24 protein-coding genes are annotated in these 25,623 nt (G+C 65.9%); 21 read left to right on the top strand and 3 right to left on the bottom strand.

What is annotated here, in order from left to right:
* Positions 1 to 14: 14 nt before the first annotated feature.
* The 16 genes from B4M43_RS01305 to B4M43_RS01380 all read left to right on the top strand — a co-directional run bounded on the left by B4M43_RS01305 (position 15) and on the right by B4M43_RS01380 (position 17,851).
* Positions 15 to 1,307 (top strand): MFS transporter, encoded by a 1,293-nt coding sequence (locus B4M43_RS01305; protein ID WP_296263376.1) that lies wholly within the window; start codon positions 15 to 17, stop codon positions 1,305 to 1,307.
* Positions 1,308 to 1,315: 8 nt separating this feature from the next.
* A complete protein-coding gene (locus B4M43_RS01310; RefSeq protein ID WP_296263378.1) occupies positions 1,316 to 2,281 on the top strand; it encodes a 2-hydroxyacid dehydrogenase in 966 nt (321 codons plus the stop codon).
* A gap of 373 nt (positions 2,282 to 2,654) precedes the next feature.
* Positions 2,655 to 4,277 (top strand): methyl-accepting chemotaxis protein, encoded by a 1,623-nt coding sequence (locus B4M43_RS01315; RefSeq protein ID WP_296263380.1) that lies wholly within the window; start codon positions 2,655 to 2,657, stop codon positions 4,275 to 4,277.
* Between the two features lie 6 nt (positions 4,278 to 4,283).
* Positions 4,284 to 4,802 carry a chemotaxis protein CheW gene (locus B4M43_RS01320; protein WP_296263382.1) on the top strand — a complete coding sequence of 173 codons (519 nt, stop codon included), beginning with the start codon at positions 4,284 to 4,286 and terminating at the stop codon, positions 4,800 to 4,802.
* On the top strand, positions 4,799 to 6,139 hold the full coding sequence (locus B4M43_RS01325) for a CheR family methyltransferase (protein ID WP_296263384.1): 1,341 nt from the start codon (positions 4,799 to 4,801) through the stop codon (positions 6,137 to 6,139). Before B4M43_RS01320 ends, B4M43_RS01325 begins: the two co-directional genes overlap by 4 nt.
* Positions 6,136 to 6,801 carry a chemotaxis protein CheW gene (locus tag B4M43_RS01330; RefSeq protein ID WP_296263385.1) on the top strand — a complete coding sequence of 222 codons (666 nt, stop codon included), beginning with the start codon at positions 6,136 to 6,138 and terminating at the stop codon, positions 6,799 to 6,801. The genes B4M43_RS01325 and B4M43_RS01330 overlap by 4 nt, the downstream gene beginning before the upstream one ends.
* Complete coding sequence (locus B4M43_RS01335) at positions 6,798 to 9,077, top strand: hybrid sensor histidine kinase/response regulator (protein WP_296263387.1); 2,280 nt, start codon at positions 6,798 to 6,800, stop codon at positions 9,075 to 9,077. Before B4M43_RS01330 ends, B4M43_RS01335 begins: the two co-directional genes overlap by 4 nt.
* Positions 9,074 to 10,087, top strand: coding sequence for a chemotaxis response regulator protein-glutamate methylesterase (locus B4M43_RS01340; protein WP_296263389.1), 1,014 nt, complete (start codon positions 9,074 to 9,076; stop codon positions 10,085 to 10,087). The genes B4M43_RS01335 and B4M43_RS01340 overlap by 4 nt, the downstream gene beginning before the upstream one ends.
* 48 nt (positions 10,088 to 10,135) lie before the next feature.
* Entirely contained in the window at positions 10,136 to 11,140 is a 1,005-nt protein-coding gene (locus B4M43_RS01345) for a response regulator (RefSeq protein ID WP_296263391.1), read from the top strand.
* Between the two features lie 109 nt (positions 11,141 to 11,249).
* Positions 11,250 to 12,345 (top strand): peptide chain release factor 2 gene (prfB, locus tag B4M43_RS01350; RefSeq protein WP_296263393.1). Its coding sequence is split into 2 segments (ribosomal slippage): positions 11,250 to 11,321 and positions 11,323 to 12,345, totalling 1,095 coding nucleotides; the frame shifts between segments, so codons are not numbered across the junction.
* Between the two features lie 109 nt (positions 12,346 to 12,454).
* Complete coding sequence (lysS, locus tag B4M43_RS01355; protein WP_296263395.1) at positions 12,455 to 13,957, top strand: lysine--tRNA ligase; 1,503 nt, start codon at positions 12,455 to 12,457, stop codon at positions 13,955 to 13,957.
* 94 nt (positions 13,958 to 14,051) lie between these two features.
* The gene (locus B4M43_RS01360; protein ID WP_296263614.1) at positions 14,052 to 14,756 is read left to right on the top strand and encodes a TetR/AcrR family transcriptional regulator; all 705 of its coding nucleotides are present in this window, start codon (positions 14,052 to 14,054) and stop codon (positions 14,754 to 14,756) included.
* A 29-nt stretch (positions 14,757 to 14,785) separates the two neighbouring features.
* A complete protein-coding gene (locus B4M43_RS01365; protein ID WP_296263396.1) occupies positions 14,786 to 15,340 on the top strand; it encodes a hypothetical protein in 555 nt (184 codons plus the stop codon).
* A gap of 24 nt (positions 15,341 to 15,364) precedes the next feature.
* The gene (locus tag B4M43_RS01370) at positions 15,365 to 16,642 is read left to right on the top strand and encodes a flavohemoglobin expression-modulating QEGLA motif protein (protein ID WP_296263398.1); all 1,278 of its coding nucleotides are present in this window, start codon (positions 15,365 to 15,367) and stop codon (positions 16,640 to 16,642) included.
* A complete protein-coding gene (locus B4M43_RS01375) occupies positions 16,614 to 17,537 on the top strand; it encodes an alpha/beta hydrolase (protein WP_296263401.1) in 924 nt (307 codons plus the stop codon). Before B4M43_RS01370 ends, B4M43_RS01375 begins: the two co-directional genes overlap by 29 nt.
* Positions 17,534 to 17,851: a hypothetical protein gene (locus B4M43_RS01380; protein WP_296263403.1), complete on the top strand. Its 318-nt coding sequence runs from the start codon at positions 17,534 to 17,536 to the stop codon at positions 17,849 to 17,851. The genes B4M43_RS01375 and B4M43_RS01380 overlap by 4 nt, the downstream gene beginning before the upstream one ends.
* Positions 17,852 to 17,942: 91 nt before the next feature.
* On the opposite strand, the gene B4M43_RS01385 is transcribed toward B4M43_RS01380, so the two are convergent.
* The 3 genes from B4M43_RS01385 to B4M43_RS01395 form a co-directional block, all read right to left on the bottom strand.
* Positions 17,943 to 18,725: an OmpA family protein gene (locus B4M43_RS01385; RefSeq protein ID WP_296263405.1), complete on the bottom strand. Its 783-nt coding sequence runs from the start codon at positions 18,723 to 18,725 to the stop codon at positions 17,943 to 17,945.
* Between the two features lie 50 nt (positions 18,726 to 18,775).
* Complete coding sequence (locus B4M43_RS01390) at positions 18,776 to 19,189, bottom strand: DUF4398 domain-containing protein (protein WP_296263407.1); 414 nt, start codon at positions 19,187 to 19,189, stop codon at positions 18,776 to 18,778.
* 360 nt (positions 19,190 to 19,549) lie between these two features.
* Positions 19,550 to 19,885 (bottom strand): pilin assembly protein, encoded by a 336-nt coding sequence (locus B4M43_RS01395; protein WP_296263409.1) that lies wholly within the window; start codon positions 19,883 to 19,885, stop codon positions 19,550 to 19,552.
* A gap of 129 nt (positions 19,886 to 20,014) precedes the next feature.
* Between B4M43_RS01395 and ppc the strand changes: the two genes are divergently transcribed.
* From ppc to B4M43_RS01420, 5 genes are all read left to right on the top strand, one after another.
* Complete coding sequence (gene ppc / locus B4M43_RS01400; protein ID WP_296263411.1) at positions 20,015 to 22,642, top strand: phosphoenolpyruvate carboxylase; 2,628 nt, start codon at positions 20,015 to 20,017, stop codon at positions 22,640 to 22,642.
* A gap of 257 nt (positions 22,643 to 22,899) precedes the next feature.
* Entirely contained in the window at positions 22,900 to 23,547 is a 648-nt protein-coding gene (gene adk, locus B4M43_RS01405; RefSeq protein WP_296263413.1) for an adenylate kinase, read from the top strand.
* 87 nt (positions 23,548 to 23,634) lie between these two features.
* A complete protein-coding gene (gene tsaB, locus B4M43_RS01410; protein WP_296263414.1) occupies positions 23,635 to 24,309 on the top strand; it encodes a tRNA (adenosine(37)-N6)-threonylcarbamoyltransferase complex dimerization subunit type 1 TsaB in 675 nt (224 codons plus the stop codon).
* A 144-nt stretch (positions 24,310 to 24,453) separates the two neighbouring features.
* Positions 24,454 to 24,744, top strand: coding sequence for a hypothetical protein (locus B4M43_RS01415; RefSeq protein ID WP_296263416.1), 291 nt, complete (start codon positions 24,454 to 24,456; stop codon positions 24,742 to 24,744).
* Between the two features lie 3 nt (positions 24,745 to 24,747).
* Positions 24,748 to 25,617: a DUF72 domain-containing protein gene (locus B4M43_RS01420; RefSeq protein ID WP_296263418.1), complete on the top strand. Its 870-nt coding sequence runs from the start codon at positions 24,748 to 24,750 to the stop codon at positions 25,615 to 25,617.
* Positions 25,618 to 25,623: the final 6 nt, after the last annotated feature.

The raw sequence follows: 25,623 nt of genomic DNA on the forward strand, positions 1-25,623 counted from the left end.
TCAGGAGCAATTCCATGCACTCGAACAAACTCGCGCCGCGGCGCTGGTGGTACCTGATTCCCATCGTCTTCATCACCTACAGCCTGGCCTACCTGGACCGCGCCAACTATGGCTTCGCCGCGGCCTCAGGGATGGCCGACGACCTGCACATCACCCCGGCGCTGTCTTCGCTGCTGGGGGCGCTGTTCTTCCTGGGCTACTTCTTCTTCCAGGTGCCCGGTGCGCTCTACGCGCAGAAAGGCAGCGTCAAGAAGCTGATCTTCGTCAGCCTGATCCTCTGGGGTGGCCTGGCGACCCTCACCGGGATGGTGAGCAACGTGTACCTGCTGATCGCCATCCGCTTCCTGCTCGGCGTGGTGGAAGCGGTGGTGATGCCAGCGATGCTGGTGTACCTGTGCCACTGGTTCACCCGCGCCGAGCGCTCGCGGGCCAACACCTTCCTGATGCTCGGCAATCCGGTGACCATCCTGTGGATGTCGGTGGTGTCCGGCTACCTGATCAAGCACCTGGACTGGCGCTGGATGTTCATCATCGAAGGCTTGCCGGCGGTGCTCTGGGCCTTCGTCTGGTGGCGGCTGGTGGACGATCGGCCGGCCCAGGCGAAATGGCTCGGCGAGGAAGACAAAGCCCGCTTGGCACAGGCGTTGGCCGACGAGCAGCAGGGGTTGAAGCCGGTGAAGAACTACCGCGAGGCCTTCCGCTCCCCCCAGGTGATCATCCTGTCGCTGCAGTACTGCTGCTGGAGCATCGGTGTGTACGGCTTCGTGCTGTGGCTGCCGTCGATCCTCAAGCAGGCCGCCCAGGTCGACATCGTCGAAGCCGGCTGGCTGGCCTCGGTGCCGTACCTCGCGGCCGTGCTGGCGATGGTCGGCGTGTCCTGGGCCTCAGACCGCCTGCAAGTGCGCAAGCGTTTCGTCTGGCCGCCGCTGCTGGTCGCGGCCGTGGCGTTCTATGGATCCTACGCATTGGGCACCGAGCATTTCTGGCTGTCGTACGCGTTGCTGGTCATCGCGGGTGCGTGCATGTATGCGCCCTACGGGCCGTTCTTCGCCATCGTGCCGGAGATCCTGCCGAGCAACGTCGCCGGCGGCGCCATGGCCCTGATCAACAGCATGGGCGCGCTGGGCTCGTTCGGCGGGTCGTGGCTGGTGGGCTACCTCAACGGCATCACCGGCGGGCCGGGCAGTTCGTACCTGTTCATGGCCGGGGCGCTGCTGCTCGCCGTGGTGCTGACCGCCGCCTTCAAACCGCCCCATAGCGCCAGGCGCGACGCCTTGGGCGCCGCACCGCTGGCGACCAGCCATTAGGAACTGACATGAACAAACGTATCGTCGTGTACAAAACGCTGTCCCCTGCGCTGCTCGAGCGGCTGCAACAGCACGTCGCCGTCACCCAGGTGGACCTCACCGCCAGCGATGGGCTGGCCCGCCTGCGCGAGGTCTTGCCAGGTGCCCACGGCCTGCTCGGCGCCAGCCTGCCGTTGGGCAGCGACTTGCTGGACTTGGCGCCAGACCTGCAAGTGGTGTCGAGCATCTCGGTGGGCGTGGACAACTACGACATCCCCGACCTGACACGGCGCAGGGTGATGCTCACCCACACCCCGGACGTGCTCACCGAAACCACCGCCGACACGGGCTTCGCGCTGCTCCTGGCCAGCGCGCGGCGCGTGGTCGAGCTGGCCAACTGGGTACGCGACGGCCATTGGCACAAGAGCCTGGGGCCGGCGCATTTCGGCACCGACGTGCAAGGCAAGACCCTCGGCATCGTCGGCATGGGCCGCATCGGCGACGCCCTGGCGCGGCGGGCCGCTGCCGGCTTCGGTATGCGCGTGCTGTACCACAGCAACCATCGCAAGCCCGACGCCGAGGCACGCCACGGGGCACGCTATCGCAGCCTCGACGCGTTGCTGGGCGAAGCCGACTTCGTCTGCCTGACCGTACCTTTGAGCGCCAGCACCGAAGGCCTCATCGGCGCCCGGGAACTGGCGCTGATGAAGCCTGGGGCGATCCTGGTGAACATCGCCCGCGGACGCGTGGTCGACGAAGCCGCGCTGATCGAGGCCCTGCGCGACGGCCGCATCGGCGGCGCGGGGTTGGATGTCTTCGAGCAGGAACCGCTGCCGGCCGACTCGCCGCTGTTGCGCCTGAGCAACGTGGTGGCGACGCCGCACATCGGCTCGGCGACCCATGAAACCCGTGAAGCGATGGCCCGTTGCGCGGTGGACAATCTGCTCGAGGCGTTGGCAGGGGAGCGGCCGAGGTATTGGGTCAACCCGTTCTGAGGCTGCGAGAGGGTGGCGCTCAGCACTTCTGCACCGCCATCCATCACTGCGATGCTTCGCTCGCTGGCTAATCGGCGTTTGGCTCCACAGTGCACTCCACCGATGGCGGCTCTGCCGCCCATCGCGGGCATGGCCTGAGTGTCGGCTGAGGTATCGGCACGCCAGCGCGCAGAATACTGGCTACCTGCCATAGCGGTTTATCTTGATCGGCCCATCAGGTTCTTGCCGCGCATGCCGCTGTACATCACGGCTTGGCCCGATTTCGTAAGGAATAGGGGGTGTAAGCCGTAAGAACTATCCCGCAAACGTGTAGGAAGGCTGGGCTATACTCTGGCGATTTTTCCCACTCCTAGAGTGTCGCCGAGGGCTGAATGTGAAGAACTGGACCATGCGCCAAAGGATTCTGGCGAGTTTCGCCGTGATCATCGCCATCATGCTGCTGATGATCGTGGCCGCCTACTCGCGCCTGATGGCCATCGAGTCCAGCGAGGAGGCGGTGGGTTCGGACAGCATTCCGGGCGTGTACTACAGCTCGATGATCCGCAGCGCCTGGGTCGACAGCTACGTCAGCAGCCAGCAGTTGGTCGGGTTGTCGCGTCATCGTGAAATCACCACGGCCGACGTGGAGATGTTCAAGAGTTTCGAGCAGCGCTTGCAGCAATCGATGGCCAGCTACCAACAGACCATCCGCACGCCCGACGACCGTGCCAGCTTCGACGCCTTCGTGGTCATGCAGCAGCGCTACGTCGAGCTGATCGAGCAGGTGTTGCAGACCTACCGCCAGCAGAATTACGCCGAGGCCGAGCGGCTGATCATCGAGGTGCTCAGCCCGGCTTGGGCCGAAGGGCGCAAGCACCTCAACGAAGTCATCGAGCGCAACCGCGACCGCGCCAACGACGCCTCGCGCGACATCGTCGATGCCGTGGCCACGGCCAAGTTCAGCATGAGCGTGTCGCTGGTGCTGGCGATCATGGCCGCCGGCATCTGCGGGCTGTTGCTGATGCGCGCGATCTTCGATCCCATGCACAAGATCGTCCAGGCCCTCGACCGTCTGCGCTCGGGGGATTTGAGCATGCGCTTGAACCTGGCCCGGCGCGACGAGTTCGGCGCCATCGAAACCGGCTTCAACGAGATGGCCGAGGCCCTCGCCAACCTGGTGGCCCAGGCCCAGCGTTCTTCGGTGCAGGTGACCACCTCGGTGACCGAGATCGCCGCCACTTCCAAGCAGCAGCAGGCCACCGCCACCGAAACCGCGGCCACCACTACCGAGATCGGCGCCACCTCACGGGAAATCGCCGCCACCTCGCGCGACCTGGTGCGCACCATGAGCGAAGTGACCAACGCCGCCGACCAGGCTTCGAGCCTGGCGGGCGCCGGGCAGCAGGGCGTGGCGCGCATGGAAGACACCATGCACCAGGTGATGGGCGCGGCCGAGCTGGTCAACGCCAAGCTGGGCATCCTCAACGAGAAGGCCGGCAACATCAATCAAGTGGTGGTGACCATCGTCAAGGTCGCCGACCAGACCAACCTGCTGTCGCTCAACGCTGCCATCGAAGCCGAAAAGGCCGGCGAGTACGGTCGCGGTTTCGCCGTGGTCGCCACCGAAGTGCGGCGCCTGGCCGACCAGACCGCCGTGGCCACCTACGACATCGAGCAGATGGTGCGCGAGATCCAGTCGGCGGTCTCGGCCGGGGTCATGGGCATGGATAAATTCTCCGAAGAAGTGCGCCGCGGCATGTTCGAAGTGACCCAGGTCGGCGAGCAACTGACGCAGATCATCCAGCAGGTGCAGGCCTTGGCGCCGCGCGTGCTGATGGTCAACGAAGGCATGCAGGCCCAGGCCACCGGCGCCGAGCAGATCAATCAGGCGCTGGCCCAGCTCAGCGACGCCAGCACGCAGACCGTGGAATCGCTGCGCCAGGCGAGCTTCGCCATCGACGAGCTGAGCCAGGTCGCCGCCGGCCTGCGCGGCGGCGTGTCGCGGTTCAAAGTCTGAACCGCCATGACCGACCCGCATGATCGCGTGGCGCCTGTGCGCGCCGGCAAGGGCAACCTGTACCTGCTCTTTCGGCTCAATGCCGAACGCTTCGCCCTGGACGTGCGCGAAGTGATCGAGGTCCTGCACCATCGCCCGCTCAAGCCCATCGCCCAGGCTCCGGCCTGGGTGGCCGGGGTGTTCGCCCACCGCGGCGTGCTGGTGCCGGTGATCGACCTGGCGCAACTGACCTTCGCCACGCCTTCGCAGCAGCGCACCAGCACGCGCTTGGTGCGCGTGCATTACCGGCCGGGCGATGGCCGCGAGCTGCAACTGGGCCTGATCCTCGAACAGGCCAGCGACACCTTGCGCTGCCATGCCGACGAGTTCCAACCCTATGGCCTGGACAACCCCGACGCCACCTACTTGGGGCCGGTCCGCCAGGACGGTCGCGGTCTGGTGCAGCGCATCCAGGTCAACGACCTGTTGACTGACGCCGTGCGCCAGTTGCTGTTCCCGCGCGTCGGCGCCGAGGGCAGGCGATGAACGACACCCGTTTCTTCCGTTTCCTGCAGCAACGCATCGGCCTGGACGTCGAGTCGGTCGGCGCCGCCATGGTCGAGCGGGCCCTGCAGCAGCGCTGCATGGCGGTGCAGGCCCAGGATCTCGACGACTACTGGCTGCACCTGCAGCAGTCGGCTGCAGAGCAACAGGCGCTGATCGAGGCGGTGATCGTCCCCGAAACCTGGTTCTTCCGCTATGCCGAGTCGTTCTCGGCCCTATTGAGCCTGGCCCGCCAGCGCCTGGCCGAGCCAGGCCGCGAACGTGCCCTGCGGCTGCTCAGCCTGCCGTGCTCGACCGGCGAGGAACCCTATTCCATCGCCATGGCCCTGCTCGACGGCGGTCTTGCGCCGGACAGTTTCAGCATCGATGCGCTGGACATCAGCCCGTTGTCCATCGCCAAGGCCGAGCAGGCGCTGTATGGACGCAACTCGTTCCGCGGCGGCGAACAGGCCTTCAAGGCTCGCCATTTCGATGAGCGCGAAGGGGGTCAGCAGTTGCACGAGCGGGTGCGGCGTCAGGTGACCCTGCAAGTGGGCAATGTCCTCGACCCGGCGCTGTTATCGCGCGAGGCCCTGTACGACTTCGTCTTCTGCCGCAATCTGCTGATCTATTTCGACCTGCCGACCCAGCAACGCGTGTTCGAGGTGCTCAAGCGCCTGATGGCGGCCAACGGCGTGCTGTTCATCGGCCCGGCCGAGGGCAGCCTGCTGGCGCGTCTGGGCATGCGCCCGGTGGGCATCGCCCAATCCTTCGCCTATGTGCGCGAGCAGACGCCCACTGCCGCGCAAAGTTCGCCACCACGCACCGTGCCCGGCCAGGCCCAGTCGCTGCAAAAGGCACTACCTGCGCAGCCTGCTCGGTCTGGCGCGACCCGGTCTGGCGCGACCCTCTCCGAAACGGCTCGACCAAGCGCGGCTCGGTCCGATTCGGTCCGAGCGCAGGTTGCGGCAACGCCGCGCTTGGCCCACCCCAGCGCGCCGACCGCGAGCACGCCAACGCAGAACGAAGCTGCCCTGCTGGCGCACATCGCAGCGCAGGCCAATGCCGGCGACAGCCGTCAAGCCCGCGTCAGTTGCGAACAGTACCTGCGCCAGTTCGCGCCCAAGGCCCAGGTCTATTACTGGCTTGGCCTGCTCAGCGACACCGAGGGCGATACCTCGCAGGCCCTGGCCCATTACCGCAAGGCGCTGTACCTGGAACCGCAGCACACCGATACGTTGGTGCACCTGGCCGCGCTGCTCGCGGCGCAAGGCGACCACAGCGGCGCGCGGCGTTTGCAGGAGCGCGCCGCGCGCGCCGGCCGGAGGACTGACGCATGAGCGAGATCGATGTCCTGAACGTAGTCGCCCAGACCGACCAGCTCATCGACGATTGCTGGAACCGCATTGGCGTGCAGGGCGACAAGCAATGCCCGCTGCTCGCCCGGCACATCCACTGCCGCAATTGCGAGGTCTACGCCGAGGCGGCCACGCGCTTGCTCGACCGCTATGCGCTGATGGCCGACGAGCAACTGGAGGCACCGCTCCCCGTGGAAGAGGACAGCGGCCGCTCGATGCTGCTGCTGCGCCTGGGCGAGGAGTGGATGGCGTTGGCCACCGCGTGCCTGGCCGAAATCGCCCCGACCCAACGCGTGCATGCCTTGCCGCACCAGCGCGCGCGGGCCTTGCAAGGCGTGGTCAACGTGCGGGGCGCGCTGGTGCCGTGCCTGTCGCTCACCCAGCTTCTAGGGCTGGCGCCTGCGCCTGTCGTGGAGCGCGCCACGCGCACCCTGCCGCGCATGCTCATCCTCTCGGCCGCAGGTGGGCCGGTGGTGTTGCCGGTCGATGAGGTGGACGGCATCCATCGGCTCGACCCGGCGCGTCTGCACAGCGACCGCAACGGCGCCGAATTCACCCTGGCCGTGCTGCAGTGGCGGGGCCGTAGCGTGCGCATCCTCGATGAGCGCCAATTGTTGTCGGCCGTCGACCGGAGCCTGTCATGACCCCCGAGCAAATGCGCGATGCCTCGTTGCTCGAACTGTTCGGCCTGGAAGCCGAGGCGCAGACCCAAGTGCTCAGCGCCGGCCTGATGGCCCTGGAGCGTAGCCCGACCCAGGCCGACCAGCTCGAAGCCTGCATGCGCGCTGCACACTCGCTCAAGGGCGCAGCGCGAATCGTCGGCATCGACGCCGGGGTCAGCGTCGCCCACGTGATGGAGGACTGCCTGGTGGCGGCGCAGGAAGGGCGCCTGCTGCTGCGCCCCGAGCATATCGACGCCTTGTTGCAGGGCACCGACCTGCTGATGCGTATCGCCACCCCAGGCGACATGGCGGCGGCGACGGCGGTCGCGCCGTTCCTCGAACAGATGGCCCGCCTGCTCGACCCGACGGCCCAGGCCGCTGCCGGCCGCCACCTGGCACCGCCCACACAGACCCCTGCGCCTGCGCTGCCCACGCCCACTGTGGCAGAACCGGCGCCTGCACCGGCCGACCCCAGCGTCGAGCCGGGACCACGACGTAGCGCGGGGGAGGGCGGCGAGCGCGTATTGCGGGTCACTGCCGACCGGCTCAACAGCCTGCTCGACCTGTCGAGCAAGTCGCTGGTGGAAACTCAGCGGCTCAAGCCCTACCTGGCCACCCTGCAGCGCCTCAAACGCATGCACGGCCAAGGTCTGCGCGCCCTCGACGGGCTCAAGGCGCAGCTCGACAGTGGCGGGCAAAGCCCCGAAGTGCTCGAAGCGCTGGCGCAGACCCAAAGCATGCTGGTCGAAACCCAGCAGATCCTCGCCCAGCAGGCCGCCGACCTCGACGAGTTCGGCTGGCAGGCCAGCCAGCGCGCGCAACTGCTCTACGACACCGCGCTGGCCTGTCGCATGCGCCCGTTCGCCGACGTGCTCACCGGCCAGGGCCGCATGGTCCGCGACCTGGGCCGCTCGCTGGGCAAGCAGGTGAGACTGCAGATCGACGGCGAGAAGACCCAGGTCGATCGCGAAGTGCTGGAGAAGCTCGATGCGCCCTTGACCCATCTGCTGCGCAACGCGGTCGACCACGGCATCGAAGCGCCCGAGCAGCGTCTGCGCGCCGGCAAGCCCGAAGCGGGGGAGATCCGCCTGCGCGCCTCGCATCAGGCCGGTCTGCTGGTGCTGGAGCTGACCGACGACGGCGCCGGCATCGACCTGGAACGCCTGCGCCGCAGCATCGTTGCCCGTGCCCTGTCGCCGGCCGAGACCGTGGCGCAGATGAGCGAGGAGGAACTGCTCAGCTTCCTGTTCCTGCCCGGCTTCAGCCTGCGCGACCAGGTCACCGAGGTGTCGGGTCGCGGCGTCGGCCTGGATGCGGTGCAGCACATGGTACGCAACCTGCGCGGCGCCATCGCCCTGAGCCACACGCCGGGGCAGGGCTGTCGCTTCCACATCGAGGTGCCGCTGACGCTGTCGGTGGTGCGCAGCCTGGTGGTGGAGGTCGGCGGCGAAGCCTACGCCTTCCCGCTGGTGCACATCGAGCGCACCCTCGACGTGCCGGCCGAGGCCATCGTGCAGATCGAAGGCCGCCAGCACTTCTGGCACGAAGACCGCCACATTGGGCTGGTCGCGGCCAGCCAGTTGCTCAATCGGCCGCCTGCCCAAGGCGAGCGCAGCAGCCTGCGGGTGGTGGTGATCCGTGAGCACGACCAGCTTTACGGTGTGGCCGTCGAGCGCTTGGTCGGCGAGCGGGTGCTGGTGGTGATGCCGCTCGATCCGCGCTTGGGCAAGGTCCAGGACATTTCCTCCGGCGCCTTGCTCGACGATGGCTCGGTGGTGCTGATCATCGATGTCGAAGACCTTTTGCGCTCGGTGGAAAAGCTGCTCACCACCGGGCGTCTGGAGCGCATCGAACGCGGCGCGCAAGGGCCGGGCCAGGCACGCAAGCGCGTGCTGGTGGTCGACGATTCGCTGACCGTGCGCGAGCTGCAGCGCAAGCTGCTCGGCAACCGCGGGTATGAGGTGGCCGTGGCGGTGGACGGCATGGATGGCTGGAACGCGCTGCGCAGCGACCCGTTCGACCTGCTGATCACCGACATCGACATGCCGCGCATGGATGGCATCGAACTGGTGACCCTGGTGCGGCGCGACAATCGGTTGCAGTCATTGCCCGTGATGGTGGTGTCGTACAAAGACCGCGAAGAGGACCGTCGCCGCGGGCTGGACGCTGGTGCCGACTACTACCTGGCCAAAGCCAGCTTCCATGATGATGCGCTGCTGGATGCGGTGGTCGAGCTCATTGGAGAAGCCCAGGGATGAAGATCGCCATCGTCAACGACATGCCCATGGCCGTGGAGGCCCTGCGCCGCGCCATTGCCCTGGAACCGGCGCACCAGGTGGTGTGGGTGGCCAGCAACGGCGCCGACGCGGTCGCGCGTTGCCTGGAACAGACGCCGGACCTGCTGCTGATGGACCTGATCATGCCGGTCATGGATGGGGTGGAGGCCACGCGGCTGATCATGGCGCAGACCCCCTGCGCCATCGTCATCGTCACGGTGGACCGCAAGCAGAACGTGCACCGCGTGTTCGAAGCCATGGGCCATGGCGCGCTGGATGTGGTGGACACGCCCGCGCTGGGCGCCGGCGATCCGCGCGAAGCCGCAGCGCCCTTGTTGCGCAAGATCCTCAACATCAGTTGGCTGATCGGCCAGCAAAAGCCTACTGCCGCCCGCACGGTCACCACCGCACCGCGCCTGGACGCGCAACGCCGCACTTTGGTGGCGATCGGCTCGTCGGCCGGCGGGCCGGCCGCGCTGGAGGTGCTGCTCAAGGGGCTGCCGAAGAACTTCACGGCGGCCATCGTGTTGGTCCAGCACGTCGACCAGGTGTTCGCCAGCGGCATGGCCGACTGGCTGGCCGGGGCCTCGGGCCTGCCGGTGCGCCTGGCGCAGGAGGGCGAAACGCCGCAGCCGGGGCAAGTGCTGCTGGCCGGCACCAACCATCACCTGCGGCTGTTGCAGAACGGCACGCTGGCCTATACGCCGGAGCCGGTCAACGAGATCTACCGGCCGTCGATCGACGTGTTCTTCGAAAGCGTGGCGCGCTACTGGAGCGGCGATGCGGTCGGGGTGCTGCTCACCGGCATGGGCCGTGACGGTGCCCAAGGCCTGAAACTGATGCGCGAGCACGGTTTCCTGACCTTGGCCCAGGACCAGCAGAGCAGTGCTGTGTATGGCATGCCCAAAGCCGCAGCGGCGATCGGTGCCGCTGTGGAAATCCGCCCGTTGGAACGCATCGCCGGGCGCTTGACGGAAATCTTTTCAAAATGACGATAGTTGAGTCGTGCCGTGACATCGGTACAGGCCAGGTGAACAGGCATGAGTGAGTTACGGCTGGAGGGCTTCAACGGGGCCGACGAGAATTCGGCGATGGTGCTGCTGGTCGACGACCAGGCCATGATCGGCGAGGCGGTACGCCGCGGGCTGGCCCAGGAAGACAACATCGACTTCCACTTCTGCGCCGACCCGCACCAGGCAGTGGCCCAGGCCATCCGCATCAAGCCCACGGTGATCCTGCAGGACCTGATCATGCCGGGCCTCGACGGCCTGACCCTGGTGCGCGAATACCGCAACAACCCGGCCACTCAGGACATCCCGATCATCGTCCTGTCGACCAAGGAAGACCCGCTGGTGAAAAGTGCGGCCTTCGCCGCCGGCGCCAACGACTACCTGGTCAAGCTGCCCGACACCATCGAGCTGGTGGCGCGCATCCGCTACCACTCGCGCTCCTACATGACCCTGCTGCAACGCGACGAGGCCTACCGCGCCCTGCGCGTGAGCCAGCAACAACTGCTCGACACCAACCTGATGCTGCAACGGTTGATGAACTCCGACGGGCTGACCGCATTGTCGAACCGTCGCCACTTCGACGAGTACCTGGAGCTGGAATGGCGCCGCGCCATGCGCGAACAGCAGCAGTTGTCGCTACTGATGATCGACGTCGACTACTTCAAGGCCTTCAACGACACCTTCGGCCACCTGGCCGGCGACGAGGCGCTGCGCCAGGTGGCCGACGCCATCCGCCGTTCCTGTTCGCGGCCCAGCGACCTGCCGGCCCGTTACGGCGGCGAAGAGTTCGCCCTGGTGCTGCCCAACACCTCGCCCGGCGGCGCGCGCCTGGTCGCCGAGAAACTGCGCCAGACCGTGCTGGCCCTGGACATCGCCCACACCCGGCCGCAGCCCGACGCGCGGCTGACCGTGAGCATCGGCCTGGCCACCCAGACGCCGGAGATCGGCAGCCATTGCCGGCAATTGATTTCGGCGGCGGACAAAGGGCTTTACCAGGCCAAGGCCGAAGGCCGCAATCGCGTCGTGGTGGCCTGAGGCACGGAAGGAGCCGATGAGGGGGAGTGCCGGATGGCCTGCCGCCAGCCGGCAGAGTCGTTTATACTCTCCGGCTTTTCACCGAATCCCGTACGAGAGCCCGCCGACCATGGAAATCCAACCGATCCTCAATACCATCAAGGACCTCACCGAGCGGTCCCAGTCGATTCGGGGGTATCTTTGACTACGATCACAAGCATGACCGCCTGATCGAAGTCAATCGCGAGCTGGAAGACCCCAACGTCTGGAACAAGCCCGAGTACGCCCAGGCCCTGGGCCGTGAGCGCGCCATGCTGATGCAGGTGGTCGAGACCCTGGACAAGATGTCCGGCGGCCTGGCCGACTGCAAGGACCTGCTCGACATGGCCGTCGAGGAAGACGACGAAGGCGCGGTCGCCGATGTGGTCGCCGAGCTGGACGGCCTGGAGACCGAGCTGGCCAAGCTCGAATTCCGCCGCATGTTCAGCGGCGAGATGGACATGAACAACGCCTACGTCGACATCCAGGCCGGTTCCGGCGGCACCGAAGCGCAGGACTGGGCCAACATCCTGCTGCGCATGTACTTGCGCTGGGCCGACAAGCGCGGCTTCGACGCCACCATCATCGAACTGTCCGAAGGCGAAGTCGCCGGCATCAAGGGCGCCACCGTGCACATCAAGGGCGAGTACGCCTTCGGTTGGCTGCGCACCGAGATCGGCGTGCACCGTCTGGTGCGCAAGAGCCCGTTCGACTCCGGCGCCCGTCGCCATACCTCGTTCTCGGCGGTGTTCGTGTCCCCAGAGATCGACGACAAGGTCGAGATCGACATCAACCCGTCGGACCTGCGCATCGACACCTACCGCTCCTCCGGTGCCGGTGGCCAGCACGTCAACACCACCGACTCGGCGGTGCGGATCACCCACGTGCCGACCAACACCGTGGTGGCCTGCCAGAACGAACGCTCCCAGCACGCCAACAAGGACACCGCCATGAAGATGCTGCGGGCCAAGTTGTACGAACTGGAGATGCAGAAGCGCAACGCCGCGTCCCAGGCGCTGGAAGACAGCAAATCGGACATCGGCTGGGGCCACCAGATCCGCTCGTACGTGCTGGACGACTCGCGCATCAAGGACCTGCGTACCGGCGTCGAGCGCAGCGACTGCAACAAGGTGCTGGACGGCGACATCGACCAGTACCTGGAAGCCAGCCTCAAGCAGGGCCTGTAAGCCTCCAGTCCCTGGCCGGTACCGTCGCCGCGTGCCGGCCAGGCGGTCCGGCGACCCGGCGATCCCTCACCCGCGAGGGCCACGAACACCTGATGGAAAGAATGACGAAATGAGCGACCTCAAGACCGAAGCCCAAGACCTGCAACAGGAAGAAAACGCCCTCATCGCCCTGCGCAAGGAAAAGCTGGCGGCCGAACGCGCCAAGGGCCAGGCCTTCCCCAACGACTTCCGCCGCGACAGCTACTGCGACGACCTGCAGAAGCAGTACGCCGACCAGACCAAGGAAGCCTTGGAAGCCGCAGCGATTCCGGTCAAGGTCGCCGGTCGCATCATGCTCAACCGTGGCTCGTTCATGGTGATCCAGGACATGACCGGGCGCATCCAGGTCTACGTCAACCGCAAGACCCTGCCGGCCGAAACCCTGGCCGCCGTGAAGACCTGGGACCTGGGCGACATCATCAGCGCCGAAGGCACCCTGGCCCGTTCCGGCAAAGGCGACCTGTACGTCGAGATGACCGACGTGCGCCTGCTGACCAAATCCCTGCGCCCGCTGCCGGACAAGCACCACGGCCTGACCGACACCGAGCAGCGCTACCGCCAGCGCTACGTCGACCTGATGGTCAACGAAGACACCCGCCACACCTTCCGCGTACGCTCGCAGGTGATCTCGCACATCCGCCAGTTCCTCATCGAGCGCGACTTCCTCGAAGTCGAGACACCGATGTTGCAGACCATTCCCGGCGGCGCGGCGGCCAAGCCGTTCGAAACCCACCATAACGCCCTGGACATGGCCATGTTCCTGCGCATCGCGCCGGAGCTGTACCTGAAGCGCCTGGTCGTCGGCGGCTTCGAGAAGGTTTTCGAGATCAACCGCAACTTCCGCAACGAAGGCGTCTCGACCCGGCACAACCCCGAGTTCACCATGCTCGAGTTCTACCAGGCCTACGCCGACTACCGCGACAACATGGACCTGACCGAGGAACTGTTCCGCGAGTTGGCGCACAAGGTGCTGGGCAGCACCGACGTGCCGTACGGCGACAAGGTGTTCCACTTCGGCGAGCCGTTCGTGCGCCTGTCGGTGTTCGATTCGATCCTCAAGTACAACCCCGAGCTCACCGCCGCCGACCTGCAAGACGTCGAGCGCGCCCGCACGATCGCCAAACAGGCCGGTGCCAAGGTCCTCGGCCACGAAGGCCTGGGCAAGCTGCAGGTGATGATTTTCGAAGAGCTGGTCGAGCATAAGCTGGAGCAGCCGCACTTCATCACCGAGTACCCGTTCGAGGTCTCGCCCCTGGCGCGCCGCAACGACGACAACCCGGCCGTCACCGACCGCTTCGAGCTGTTCATCGGCGGCCGCGAAATCGCCAACGCCTACTCCGAGCTCAACGATGCCGAAGACCAGGCCGAACGCTTCCTGGCCCAGGTGGCCGAGAAGGACGCCGGCGACGACGAAGCCATGCACTTCGACGCCGACTTCGTACGCGCATTGGAGTACGGCATGCCGCCGACGGCGGGCGAGGGCATCGGCATCGACCGTCTGGTGATGCTGCTGACCAATTCCCCGTCGATCCGCGACGTCATCCTGTTCCCGCACATGCGCCCACAGGCTTGACGAACCAGCCGCCTTTCGAGGCGGCTTTTTATTGCCTGTGTATGTCGTAGGTGCGCCGGGCATCATTACAGGAGATTGCTCAATGACCCCCGCCATGCCCCACCCAGGTGCCGCCGGCATCGCCAGCGCCGTTGCCGAAAGCGTGCAGTACCAAGGGCGCAAGACCGTGCGCCAGGGCAGCGAACAGCGCCGCCAGCAGATTCTCGACGCGGCCATGCGCATCGTCGTGCGCGACGGCGTGCGTGGCGTGCGCCACCGCGCCGTGGCCGCCGAGGCGCAGGTGCCGCTGTCGGCCACCACCTATTACTTCAAAGACATCGAAGATCTGCTGACCGATACCTTCGCCCAGTACGTCGCGCGCAGCGCCGACTACATGGCCACCCGCTGGGCCAGCACCGAAATCCTGCTGCGCGAGATGATCGCCCGTGGCGACGGCGGCGCGGCGGCCCGTGCCCAGCTGGCCGACGAGGTGGCGCGCATGGCGGTCGATTACGTGATGCGCCAGTTGCAAGGCCGCCGCGACTACCTGATCGCCGAACAGGCCTTCCGCCAGGAAGCGCTGCTGTGCCCACGCCTGGCCGAACTGGTCAGGGCCCACGAGCAGATCCTGCTGCACGGCGCGCACCAGTTGCTGCAGGTGATCGGCTCGCCCCAGCCGGAGCAGGACGCGCTGATGTTGACGGCCATCATCGAGCAGATGGAATATCGGGGGCTGCTCGAGCGGACCGATACCCAGAGCGAAGCGCAGATGCTGGCCATCCTCAGCCGTTTCCTGCACCTGGTGCTGGCGGCTGGTTGAGCGCCCCCGACCCTTTCAAGGAGAGCCCGATGAAACCCTGGCCCGTGCTGTTGGCGATGTCGTTGCTGCTGTTGGGCGGCTGCCTGGACACCTTCGAACACCCCGTGCCCGGCGCCCAGGCCGCGCCCAAGGCCCTGCTCGGGCAATGGCGCAGCAAGGACGCCTGGGGCGAGCCGCTGACCTTGACCATCAGCCAAGCCAAGGGCAACGCCTACCAGGCTGTGGCGCGGGCCAAGGGCAAGCCGGCGCGGACCTATCGCTTCAGCGTCGCGCAGCATGCCAACCGCTGGTACGTCTCGGGTCCGGCGCCGGAGGCAGCGGGGCAGGGCTTCGTCATCGGCGGCTTCGAACTGAACGCCGAGCAGCAACTGCTGCTCTACAGCCTCGACCCCGAACAACTGCGCCAGGCGGTCGAGCAGCACGCGCTGAGCGGTCGCAGTGCGGCGCCCAGCGACGAAGACGATGCCAGCGGTCCGGCCCTGCACATCGACAGCCCAGCGGCGCAAGTGATGTCCTACCTGGACGATCCGGCCAATTCCGACGTGTTCGTGGAAGCCGCACGCTTCCAGCGCGTCCGCCCTTAAGCGTTCGCCTCCAAGGAGTCCGTCGTGGACGAGTACCAACAGACCATCCGTGCGCTGTCCGACCGCATCGTCGCGGCGCAGACGCCGATCCGCGTGCTCGATGCGGTGAAGTGGGACGACGGCATCAAGCAGGCGTTCATCGAGCACAACGGCACGGTGCCGCCGGCAGTGGACCGTGCCTATTACCAGAACCGGCCGTTGGGTTTCGACTCCAACGCGGTCAAGGCCGAGTTCCAGAGCATCGAGCGCGACATCACTCGGCGCCTGGGCCAGTTCAACCCGGTCGGGCAGATCATGCGGCGCATGTGCAAGGAGTACCGCATGGTGGTGCGCATGCTCGAAGCGCGCGGCACCGAGGATTTCGGCCTGATTTCCCAAGAGCTGTACGGCGCGGCTTCCGACGCTTTCCATGCCGGCGACCCGACCCTGGCCGACCTGGGCCTGATGCTGTCCGACTACCTGGACAACATCGATGGCCGCGGCGATTTGAAGGACGAACCCAAGAACCTCACCGCCAAGGAAGCGGTGGAGATTCTCCAGCGGCGTCTGAACAAGGTGTTCGGCGAAGCGGAAAGCACCATCCGCGTGTTCGAGTCCGACGGTATCGTCGCCGACGCCGCCGCCGGTGCCGACTACATCAAGGTGCGCGCCGACGCGCTGTTCAACAGCCGCGACGTGCGCGCCCTGGAAGTGCACGAAGGGCTGGTGCACGTGGGCACTACCCTGAACGGGTTGAACCAGCCGATCTGCACCTTCCTGGCCAAAGGTCCGCCCTCGTCGACCGTGACCCAGGAGGGCCTGGCGATCCTCATGGAAGTGATCGCCTTCGCTTCCTACCCCAGCCGCCTGCGCAAACTGGCCAACCGCACCCGGGCCATCCACATGGTCGAGCAGGGCGCCGACTTCATGCAGGTGTACGCCTTCTTCCGCGAGCAGGGCTTCGACCTCGGCCAGAGCTACAGCAACGCCAGCCGTGTGTTCCGCGGGTCGGTGCCCAATGGTCTGCCGTTCACCAAGGACCTGTCCTACCTCAAGGGCTTCATCATGGTTTACAACTACATTCAGTTGGCCGTGAAGAAGGGCAAGCTCGAACAGATTCCCTTGCTGTTCTGCGGCAAGACCACCCTCGAAGACATGCGCACCTTGCGCCAACTGGTCGAAGAGGGCCTGGTGGAGCCGCCCAAATACCTACCCGAGCAGTTCCGCGACATCAACGCGTTGGCGGCCTGGATGTGCTTCTCCAACTTCCTCAACCACCTGAGCCTCGACCGCATTGAAGCCGACTACGCGAACATTCTCTGAGCGCCTGCGCGCCCTGGCCCTGGCCTCGACCCTGTTGCTGGTCAGCGGGTGCAGCAGCCTGCTGTTCTACCCCGAACCCGGCCAACCCTTCACTCCGGAACGGGCGAAGATCGCCTGGCGCGACCTGACCCTGACCACCACCGACGGCGTACGCTTGCATGCCTGGTGGCTGCCGGCCAAGGCCGGGGTGGCGGTCAAGGGTACGGTGCTGCATTTGCATGGCAACGGCGGCAACCTGGCCGGCCACCTGGGCGGCAGCTACTGGCTGCCCGAGCAGGGTTATCAGGTGCTGATGGTCGACTACCGCGGCTACGGCCTGTCGCAGGGCACGCCGAGCCTGCCGGCCGTGTATCAGGACATCGCTGCGGCACTGGACTGGCTCGACCGTGCGCCCGAGGTGCAGGGCAAGCCGCGCTACCTGCTGGGGCAGAGCCTGGGCGGCGCCATGGCCATCCATTACCTGGCGGCCCACCCCGAGCAGCGCCAGCGCTTCAGTGCGCTGGTGTTCGACGGCGTGCCGGCCAGCTACCGCGACGTCGGCCGCTATGCGCTCGGCACGTCCTGGCTGACCTGGCCGTTGCAAGTGCCGCTGGCCTGGCTGGTGCCCGACGGCGACAGCGCGATCCGTTCCATCGAGCGGCTCGACAGCCCGCCCAAGCTGTTCTTCCACAGCATCGACGACAACCTCGTGCCGCTGGACAACGGCATCCGTCTGTATCAGCACGCGCCGCCGCCACGGGTGCTGCAACTGACCCGTGGCGGCCATGTGCAGACTTTCGCCGACCCCAACTGGCGTGAGGTGATGCTGCGCTTCCTCGACGACCCCAACCGCTTCAACGGGCTGCGGCGCCTTGCCGAAGTGCCCAACTACCCAGAACCCAAGAGCCCGCAATGAGTGAAGAACGCAACGCCATCCCACTGATCCTCACCGGGATCGGCAGCATCGCCGTGACGGTCGGTGCGCTGTGGTACTACGGCTACCTGCATTTCGCCAAACCCGAAGACGCTTTGCTGTTGCAGGACTACACCATGCTCAAGACCTTGCCCGGCGAGGACTACAAGGTGTCGTTGGCCCCGGCCGACCAGGTGGCGCAGTGCATCGACGGCGTGCTGGTGCTGTTCGACACCCAACAGAAGGGTCTGACCGGGGTGCTGGTGGACAATCGCAAGCGCGCAGTGCGCTGCACGGCAGCGCCTACGCAACCCTGAACCGATTGGCGTTCCTGCGCATTCGCCGGTGCGGCGAAGGCATAAAAAAACCCTGCCATCGAGGCAGGGTTTTTATTTTCAGCCGTAGGGCTTAGCGCATGGTGGAACGCGCTTTCACTGGCTGATTGTCGTTGGAAATGGTGACTTCCACGCGACGGTTCTGGGCACGGCCCGAGTTGCTGGAGTTGTCGGCGATCGGGTATTCCTTGCCATAGCCTTGCGAGACGATGCGCGATGGGTCGACACCGGCACGCACCAGGGCAGTGCTGACGGCGCCGGCACGGCGGTCGGACAGCGACAGGTTGTAGCTCTGCGAGCCGACGCTGTCGGTGTAGCCTTCGACGATCACTTTGCGTTCTGGGTTCTCGGACAGGAACTGAGCCAGCTTGGTGATGTTCGGCAGGGCGCTAGGCTTGAGCTGGGCCTTGTTGAAGTCGAACAGCACGTCGCCGAAGGTCACCAGGGTGCCACGGTCGGTCTGCTTGGCGTTCAGCTCGTTCTGCAGTTTCTTGATCTGTGCGTCACGGGCGTCCAGACGGGCTTTGGCGCGCTCGGCGGCAGCGCCTTTCAGCTCGCCTTCGGCGGTGCGCAGGGCGATGGTCTGCTTGGCGACTTCGACGCGCTGGTTGGTCAGGTAGGCCAACTGGTCGACTTTCTTGTCGTCTTCGCGGTCCAGGTAGGCTTTGTCGGCCTTGTTCAGGAAGTCTTGCGCGTCCTTGGTTTCCAGGGCGGCGACTTTGCTCGACTGCGGATCGCTCTGCAGGGCCGAGAAGTTGGTGCGGGCCGATTCCAGGTTAGGGTTCGGATCGTGCGAGCAAGCTGCAAGACCGACGCTCAGGGCCAGAAGGGCAGGGATCATGACGTGTTTGCGCATTGTGTTCTTCCTTTGATCGTTAACGAAGTCTGGAGAGGGTGGGGCGACGCTTATTCGGCGGCGCGCAGACCTTCTTCACGTACGTCCTGGACCCCTTGGCGAGCGTCCTGTACGGCTTTCTGGGCTTTGGCGGCCTGAGCCTTGCGCTCGGCTACGCGGGCGTCCCATTCGGCCTGCTCGGCGAGGACTTTGGCGTCTTCGTACTTCTTGTCGTGCATGGCGATTTCGGCTTTCTTGAACTTGTCCTGGGCAGCTTTCATTTCCACTGCCGCGAACTCGGTGCCGCCAGCGCTGACCGCAGAGTTCACCGCCGACTGGGTCACGGCATACTGCTCGGTCGGGGGCTTGCCAGCGCAACCGGCCAGAACCAGGCTGCTGCCCAGGGCCAGTGCTGCCAGCTTGAGCCCGCGCACGTTGAAGGAAGAGGATTTTGCGATGCGGGTCTTCATGGTGGTCAACTCCATTGGTCACTCCTGATAACGACGATGTCCGACGGATCTATCGCTGTTTCCCTGGTCGTATCGAGCGCCGCAACGCCCGTGTTTACAGGGTTCTGCCGTGATGGCTACTGGGTGTGACCGGGCCGTTTTTTGAATAGTTCCGATAAATTCGTGCGCTAACGATCTTTTTAGCTGACTGATTGGTCAGGCGTTTTTCATGGAACTAACCACTATGGAAAGGGCTCTGGCAGGTGCCCCAACTGTAGGAGCGGCTTCAGCCGCGATGGGCCGCAAAGCGGCCCCATACGAGGCCCGCCTGAGCTCTTTGCAAGCCGGCACCGTCCGGTCTCCGCTCGCCCTCGACCTCTGCAGCCATTACCGCGCTTATCTGGGCTCTGGCTCATCAGGGCGGTGCAAATGCTCACGCGCCAGCGCCAGAAACCGGGGCGTGGCGCCCACGTCCTCATACAGCGGATCGCCTTCTTCGTCCGTCGCGATCACCTGCGTGCCTTTCACATAAGGAAAGCTTGCCTCCAGCTCTTCCAGGGCCGCGCCGACCAACTCGCCTAAAAGCTCTTGAGCCATACGCTTGGGATACATCTCCACCAGTGCGGCCAGGCGCGCTTCGGCTTCCGGATCCAGGTGCAGGACATGACCGGTCGGGCTCAGCGAGCCTTTGGCAGTGTGTTCCCAATGCTGGGCCAATTCGCGGATTTTCATGATCACCTCCAGGGTTTGGGCATGACACTGTTTCAGAGAGGCACCGGCACGGGTTAGTTGCGCTTGCCTTGGCGCAGCCCGCGTGGGCACTCTTGGTCACGAGCTGTTTCCAGGACCGGAGAAAGGCCGATGACCGATATCGATGTGCGCCTGCGTGAAGATGTCCATGTGTTGGGAGAACTGCTGGGTGAAACGATTCGCCAGCAGCACGGCGACGATTTTTTGCGCAAGATCGAAGCCATCCGCCACAGCGCCAAGGCCGACCGCGGCGGCGCCGACCAGCAATTGAGCGCGACCCTCGATGCGCTCGAGGATGACGAACTGTTGCCGGTGGCGAGAGCGTTCAACCAGTTCCTCAACCTGGCCAACATCGCCGAGCAGTACCAACTGATCCACCGCCGTGGCGACGACCAGCCGACACCCTTCGAGTCGCGGGTGCTGCCCGAACTGCTCGAACGACTCAAGGCCGCCGGCCATGAACCTCAAGCGCTGGCCACGCAGTTGGGCACGCTGGACATCGAACTGGTGCTCACCGCCCACCCCACCGAAGTGGCGCGCCGCACGCTGATCCAGAAATACGACGCCATCGCCGCGCAATTGGCCGTGCAGGACCACCGCGACCTCACCGACGCCGAGCGCCAGCAGGTGCGCACACGCCTGCAACGGCTGATCGCCGAGGCCTGGCACACCGAGGAGATACGCCGCAGCCGGCCCACCCCGGTGGACGAGGCCAAATGGGGCTTCGCCGTCATCGAACATTCGCTGTGGCAGGCCATTCCCAACCACCTGCGCCAGGTCGACCAGGCGCTGCTCGCCGCCACCGGCCAACGCTTGGCGCTGGACGCGGCGCCGATTCGCTTCGCCTCGTGGATGGGCGGCGACCGCGACGGCAACCCCAACGTCACCGCGCCGATTACCCGTGAGGTGCTGCTGCTGGCGCGCTGGATGGCCGCCGACCTCTTCCTGCGCGACATCGACGCCCTGGCCGCCGAGCTGTCCATGCAGGCCGCCAGCACTGCGCTGCGCGAGCAGGTCGGTGACAGTCGCGAGCCGTACCGCGCCCTGCTCAAGCAATTGCGCGAACGCCTGCGCGCCACCCGCGCCTGGGCTCAGGCCTCGTTGAGCGGCCCGCACGCTGCCACGGCCGACGTGCTGGTCGACAACCACGACCTGATCGCGCCCCTGCGTCTGTGCCACGACTCGCTGCATGCCTGCGGCATGGGCGTGATCGCCGACGGCCCACTGCTCGACTGCTTGCGCCGGGCGGTGACCTTCGGTCTGTTCCTGGTGCGTCTGGACGTGCGCCAGGACGCCGCGCGGCACCGCGATGCGCTGGCCGAAATCACCCGCTACCTGGGCGTGGGCGACTACGCCGAGTGGGACGAAACCCAGCGCGTAGAGTTTCTGCAAACCGAATTGGCCAATCCGCGGCCCTTGCTGCCGGCGCATTTCCGCGCCGAGGACGACACTGCCGAAGTGCTCGCGACTTGCCGTGAGGTGGCGGCGGCACCGGCGGCATCGCTCGGCTCCTACGTGATCTCCATGGCCGGCGCGGCGTCCGATGTGCTGGCCGTGCAGCTGCTGCTCAAGGAAGCCGGGCTGACCCGTGCCATGCGCGTGGTGCCACTGTTCGAGACCCTGGCCGACCTGGACCACGCCGGGCCGGTGATCGAGCAGTTGTTGCAACTGCCGGGCTACCGCGCCGGCCTGCAAGGCCCGCAGGAGGTGATGATCGGTTACTCGGACTCGGCCAAGGACGCCGGCACCACAGCCGCAGCCTGGGCGCAGTACCGGGCCCAGGAAAGCCTGGTGGACATCTGCAAGGCGCATGGCGTGGAGCTGCTCCTGTTCCACGGTCGCGGCGGCACGGTAGGGCGTGGCGGCGGCCCGGCGCACGCGGCCATCCTGTCGCAGCCGCCAGGTTCGGTGGCCGGACGCTTCCGCACCACCGAACAGGGCGAGATGATCCGCTTCAAGTTTGGCCTGCCGGGCATCGCCGAGCAGAACCTCAACCTCTACTTGGCCGCAGTGCTGGAAGCGACCTTGCTACCGCCACCGCTGCCGCAACCGGCCTGGCGCGAGGTCATGGACCAGCTGGCGGCCGACGGCGTGGCGGCCTACCGCGGGGTAGTGCGAGAACATGCCGACTTCGTCGAATACTTCCGTCAGTCGACCCCCGAACAGGAGCTGGGTCGCCTGCCGCTGGGCAGCCGGCCGGCCAAGCGCCGCGCCGGAGGCATCGAGAGCCTGCGTGCGATTCCGTGGATTTTCGGCTGGACCCAGACGCGGCTGATGTTGCCGGCCTGGCTTGGTTGGGAAACCGCGCTGAGCAACGCATTGGCACGCGGGCAGGGCGAGCTGTTGGCGCAGATGCGCGAGCAATGGCCGTTCTTCCGCACCCGCATCGACATGCTGGAGATGGTCTTGGCCAAGGCCGATGCGCAAATCGCCGAAGCCTACGACCAACGTCTGGTGCAACCGCATCTGTTGCCGCTGGGGGCTCATCTGCGCGACCTATTGTCGCAGTCGTGCCAGGTGGTGCTGGGCCTGACCGGGCAGCCGGTGCTACTGGCCCACAGCCCGGAGACTCTGGAGTTCATCCGTCTGCGCAACACCTACCTCGACCCGCTGCACCGGCTGCAAGCCGAGCTGCTGGCGCGCACCCGAGGCCGCGAAGCGGCGCTGGACAGCCCATTGGAACAGGCGCTGCTGGTCACCGTGGCGGGGATCGCCGCCGGTTTGCGCAACACCGGTTGAGCTGACCCGGCAGTCACCCGACCTGTGCTACACGGGTGCTCCGAGCAGGGAGGGAACAAGGGGTTGCGCCGGTCGCAACCCCTGCGACCCAAGGTCGCAAGGGGCGTATTCCTGCCACTTTGGGATGCTTGTCTGGCTGCCGGGCGCTGTGTATCTTGAGCAGCCTTTTGACCGCTTTTGCGGTCGAGACCGTTTTTCCGGAGTTGGCCCGTTCAGCCGAATCCATTGATTTACATAAAAATTATGAGGAGCACGAGATGCGCGTAATTCTGCTGGGAGCTCCCGGGGCCGGCAAAGGTACTCAGGCAAAGTTCATCACCGAAAAGTTCGGTATTCCACAGATCTCCACCGGCGACATGTTGCGTGCTGCGGTCAAGGCCGGCACGCCACTGGGCCTGGAACTGAAGAAGGTCATGGACGCCGGCGACCTGGTTTCCGACGAACTGATCATCAACCTGGTGAAAGAACGCCTGACCCAGCCCGACTGCGCCAACGGCTGCCTGTTCGACGGCTTCCCGCGCACCATTCCCCAGGCTGAAGCGATGCGCGACGCGGGTGTCGAAATCGACCACGTGCTCGAGATCGCCGTCGACGACGAAGAAATCGTTGGCCGCATGGCCGGCCGCCGCGTGCACCTGGCTTCGGGCCGCACCTACCACATCCAGTACAACCCGCCGAAAGTCGAAGGCAAGGACGACGCCACCGGCGAAGACCTGATCCAGCGCGAGGACGACCTCGAAGAGACCGTGCGCAATCGCCTATCGGTCTACCACACCCAGACCAAGCCGCTGGTAGCGTTCTACCAGGCACTGTCCGCCCAGAACGGCAAGCCCAAGTGCAGCCACATCGAAGGTGTGGGCTCGGTCCAGGCGATCACCGACAAGGTGCTGGCCGCGTTGAGCTAAGCACACCTCGCGTCTCGCCACGGCCCGCTTGCGGGCCGTTGTCGTTTATACTGCTGCCCCTTTTCCCTTGCCTGGATACCCCGTTCGATGACCACCCTGCTGGCCCTGGATACCGCCACCGAAGCCTGTTCCGTCGCGCTGCTGCATGCGGGCGAGGTCACCAGCCACCATGAGGTCATTCCGCGCCAGCATGCGCAGAAGCTGCTACCGATGATCAAGCAGATCCTGGCCGAAGCCGGCCTGCCCTTGAGCGCCCTGGATGCCATTGCCTTCGGCCGTGGCCCGGGCGCTTTCACCGGCGTGCGGATCGCCATCGGCGTGGTCCAGGGCCTGGGTTTCGCCCTCGAGCGGCCGGTGCTGCCGGTCTCCAACCTGGCCGCGTTGGCCCAGGGTGCGTTGCGCGCCCGTGGTGTGCAGCAGGTGGCGGCGGCCATCGATGCGCGGATGGACGAGGTCTACTGGGGCTGCTATCGGGCCGAGCAAGGCGAGATGCGCTTGTTGGGGCATGAGGCGGTGTTGCCGCCCGAACAGGTGGCGTTGCCGCAGGCTGCCGATACGACATGGTTCGGTGCTGGTACCGGCTGGGGCTATGGCGAGCGCTTGGCCGCCACCGTCGAGCAGGCCGACGCCCAGCTGTTGCCCACCGCACAAGACATTCTGGCCTTGGCCCGTTTTGCTTGGGCACGCGGCGAAGCGGTCGCAGCCGACCAGGCGCAACCTGTCTACCTGCGCGACAACGTGGCGACGCCCAAGGCGCGGTGAGCCAGGGGTGAAGAGGGGCGCCCGTCGGCTTCCGGCCGTCGTGTTAAACCTTCTCTACTACCTGTGGTCCAGTTATCAGTCAGGCAGTAACGCTATCCGCGTAATTACTGTTAGATTGCCATTACTGCCTCCGAGTCTGCCGCTATGCGTATCGACGGTTTTTCCCCACAGTCCTACCCGGTCAAGCGCTTGCCGCCGCGCAAGGCGCCCGTGGCCGACGACAGTGTGGAAGAGGCCGATACCTTCGAAGAGGCCGATCTGGTTGCTCTGGCCAAGGGCCAGCGCCGTGGCGGCCTGCCTGCTCGTCAGCAAGATCTCATCTTTCCCCGTGCCCGCGATCGGCGCACCGCGAGCGCGCTGGCCAGCTACCTGGCTACCGCAGGTTACAGCAGCGAATGGGACATGGATGTGCTCGGGCTTGACCTGTACATCTGAGCCATGACCGTGCCTGCCATGCCCTACCATTTGGGTTGCCCATCATGGGCCGACAGCACCTGGCGCGACTATTTCTATCCGGACGACGCCAAGCCAGCCGAGTTTCTTGGCCACTACGCCCACGTCTTCAACGCCGTGGAGGGCAACACCACCTTCTATGCGCGTCCTTCGCCCAAGACCCTCGAACGCTGGGCACAGATCATGCCCGAAGACTTTCGCTTCACCGCCAAATTTCCCCGCGAAGTCAGCCATGAAGGCGACCTGCGCGACAACGTGGAATCGGCTGCGGATTTCGTACGGCTGTTGGCGCCGTTGGGGCAACGCGTGTCGCCCTACTGGCTGCAACTCCCGGCCAGCTTCGGGCCGCACCGGCTGGTCGAACTGGAGCATTTCCTGCGCGAAATCGGCGTGACCGTTGCAGTGGAGGTGCGCCATCAAGCGTTCTTCGCCCGCGGCACCGAAGAGCGACAGCTGAACCGCATGCTGCATGGGTTGGGCGTGGAGCGTATCTGCCTCGATCCCAGGGCGCTGTTCAGTTGCACGTCCACCGCGCCTTCGGTGCTGGAAGCGCAGGCCAAGAAGCCGCGCGTGCCGCTACGACCGGCGGCCTTCACCGACCACCCGCAGGTGCGCTTCATCGGCCATCCGCAGTTGGCCGAGAACGAGCCGTTCATGACGCCGTGGATCGACAAGGTCGCGGGTTGGATCGAAGAGGGCAAGCACCCTTACGTGTTCCTCCACACCGCCGACAACCACCTGGCGGCGGCCTTGGCAATGCGTTTCTACGAACGCCTGAGCGAACGCCTGCCGGGGCTTGCGCCACTGGCGACGATTCCTCGAGCGCCCGAGGCCGAACAACTCGGCCTGCTTTGAGCGACC

Origin of the sequence: Pseudomonas sp. UBA6562 (genome assembly GCF_002434265.1) — a bacterium.
In the GTDB taxonomy this organism is placed as follows: domain Bacteria; phylum Pseudomonadota; class Gammaproteobacteria; order Pseudomonadales; family Pseudomonadaceae; genus Aquipseudomonas.

Excerpts from the sequence above, each read along its gene's own strand:
- B4M43_RS01305 (WP_296263376.1), top strand. The coding sequence starts at position 15 with ATGCACTCGAACAAACTCGCGCCGCGGCGCTGGTGGTACCTGATTCCC.
- B4M43_RS01310 (WP_296263378.1), top strand. The coding sequence starts at position 1,316 with ATGAACAAACGTATCGTCGTGTACAAAACGCTGTCCCCTGCGCTGCTC.
- B4M43_RS01320 (WP_296263382.1), top strand. The coding sequence starts at position 4,284 with ATGACCGACCCGCATGATCGCGTGGCGCCTGTGCGCGCCGGCAAGGGC.
- B4M43_RS01325 (WP_296263384.1), top strand. The coding sequence starts at position 4,799 with ATGAACGACACCCGTTTCTTCCGTTTCCTGCAGCAACGCATCGGCCTG.
- B4M43_RS01330 (WP_296263385.1), top strand. The coding sequence starts at position 6,136 with ATGAGCGAGATCGATGTCCTGAACGTAGTCGCCCAGACCGACCAGCTC.
- B4M43_RS01335 (WP_296263387.1), top strand. The coding sequence starts at position 6,798 with ATGACCCCCGAGCAAATGCGCGATGCCTCGTTGCTCGAACTGTTCGGC.
- B4M43_RS01340 (WP_296263389.1), top strand. The coding sequence starts at position 9,074 with ATGAAGATCGCCATCGTCAACGACATGCCCATGGCCGTGGAGGCCCTG.
- B4M43_RS01345 (WP_296263391.1), top strand. The coding sequence starts at position 10,136 with ATGAGTGAGTTACGGCTGGAGGGCTTCAACGGGGCCGACGAGAATTCG.
- lysS (WP_296263395.1), top strand. The coding sequence starts at position 12,455 with ATGAGCGACCTCAAGACCGAAGCCCAAGACCTGCAACAGGAAGAAAAC.
- B4M43_RS01360 (WP_296263614.1), top strand. The coding sequence starts at position 14,052 with ATGCCCCACCCAGGTGCCGCCGGCATCGCCAGCGCCGTTGCCGAAAGC.
- B4M43_RS01365 (WP_296263396.1), top strand. The coding sequence starts at position 14,786 with ATGAAACCCTGGCCCGTGCTGTTGGCGATGTCGTTGCTGCTGTTGGGC.
- B4M43_RS01380 (WP_296263403.1), top strand. The coding sequence starts at position 17,534 with ATGAGTGAAGAACGCAACGCCATCCCACTGATCCTCACCGGGATCGGC.
- B4M43_RS01385 (WP_296263405.1), bottom strand. The coding sequence starts at position 18,725 with ATGCGCAAACACGTCATGATCCCTGCCCTTCTGGCCCTGAGCGTCGGT.
- B4M43_RS01390 (WP_296263407.1), bottom strand. The coding sequence starts at position 19,189 with ATGGAGTTGACCACCATGAAGACCCGCATCGCAAAATCCTCTTCCTTC.
- B4M43_RS01395 (WP_296263409.1), bottom strand. The coding sequence starts at position 19,885 with ATGAAAATCCGCGAATTGGCCCAGCATTGGGAACACACTGCCAAAGGC.
- ppc (WP_296263411.1), top strand. The coding sequence starts at position 20,015 with ATGACCGATATCGATGTGCGCCTGCGTGAAGATGTCCATGTGTTGGGA.
- adk (WP_296263413.1), top strand. The coding sequence starts at position 22,900 with ATGCGCGTAATTCTGCTGGGAGCTCCCGGGGCCGGCAAAGGTACTCAG.
- tsaB (WP_296263414.1), top strand. The coding sequence starts at position 23,635 with ATGACCACCCTGCTGGCCCTGGATACCGCCACCGAAGCCTGTTCCGTC.
- B4M43_RS01415 (WP_296263416.1), top strand. The coding sequence starts at position 24,454 with ATGCGTATCGACGGTTTTTCCCCACAGTCCTACCCGGTCAAGCGCTTG.
- B4M43_RS01420 (WP_296263418.1), top strand. The coding sequence starts at position 24,748 with ATGACCGTGCCTGCCATGCCCTACCATTTGGGTTGCCCATCATGGGCC.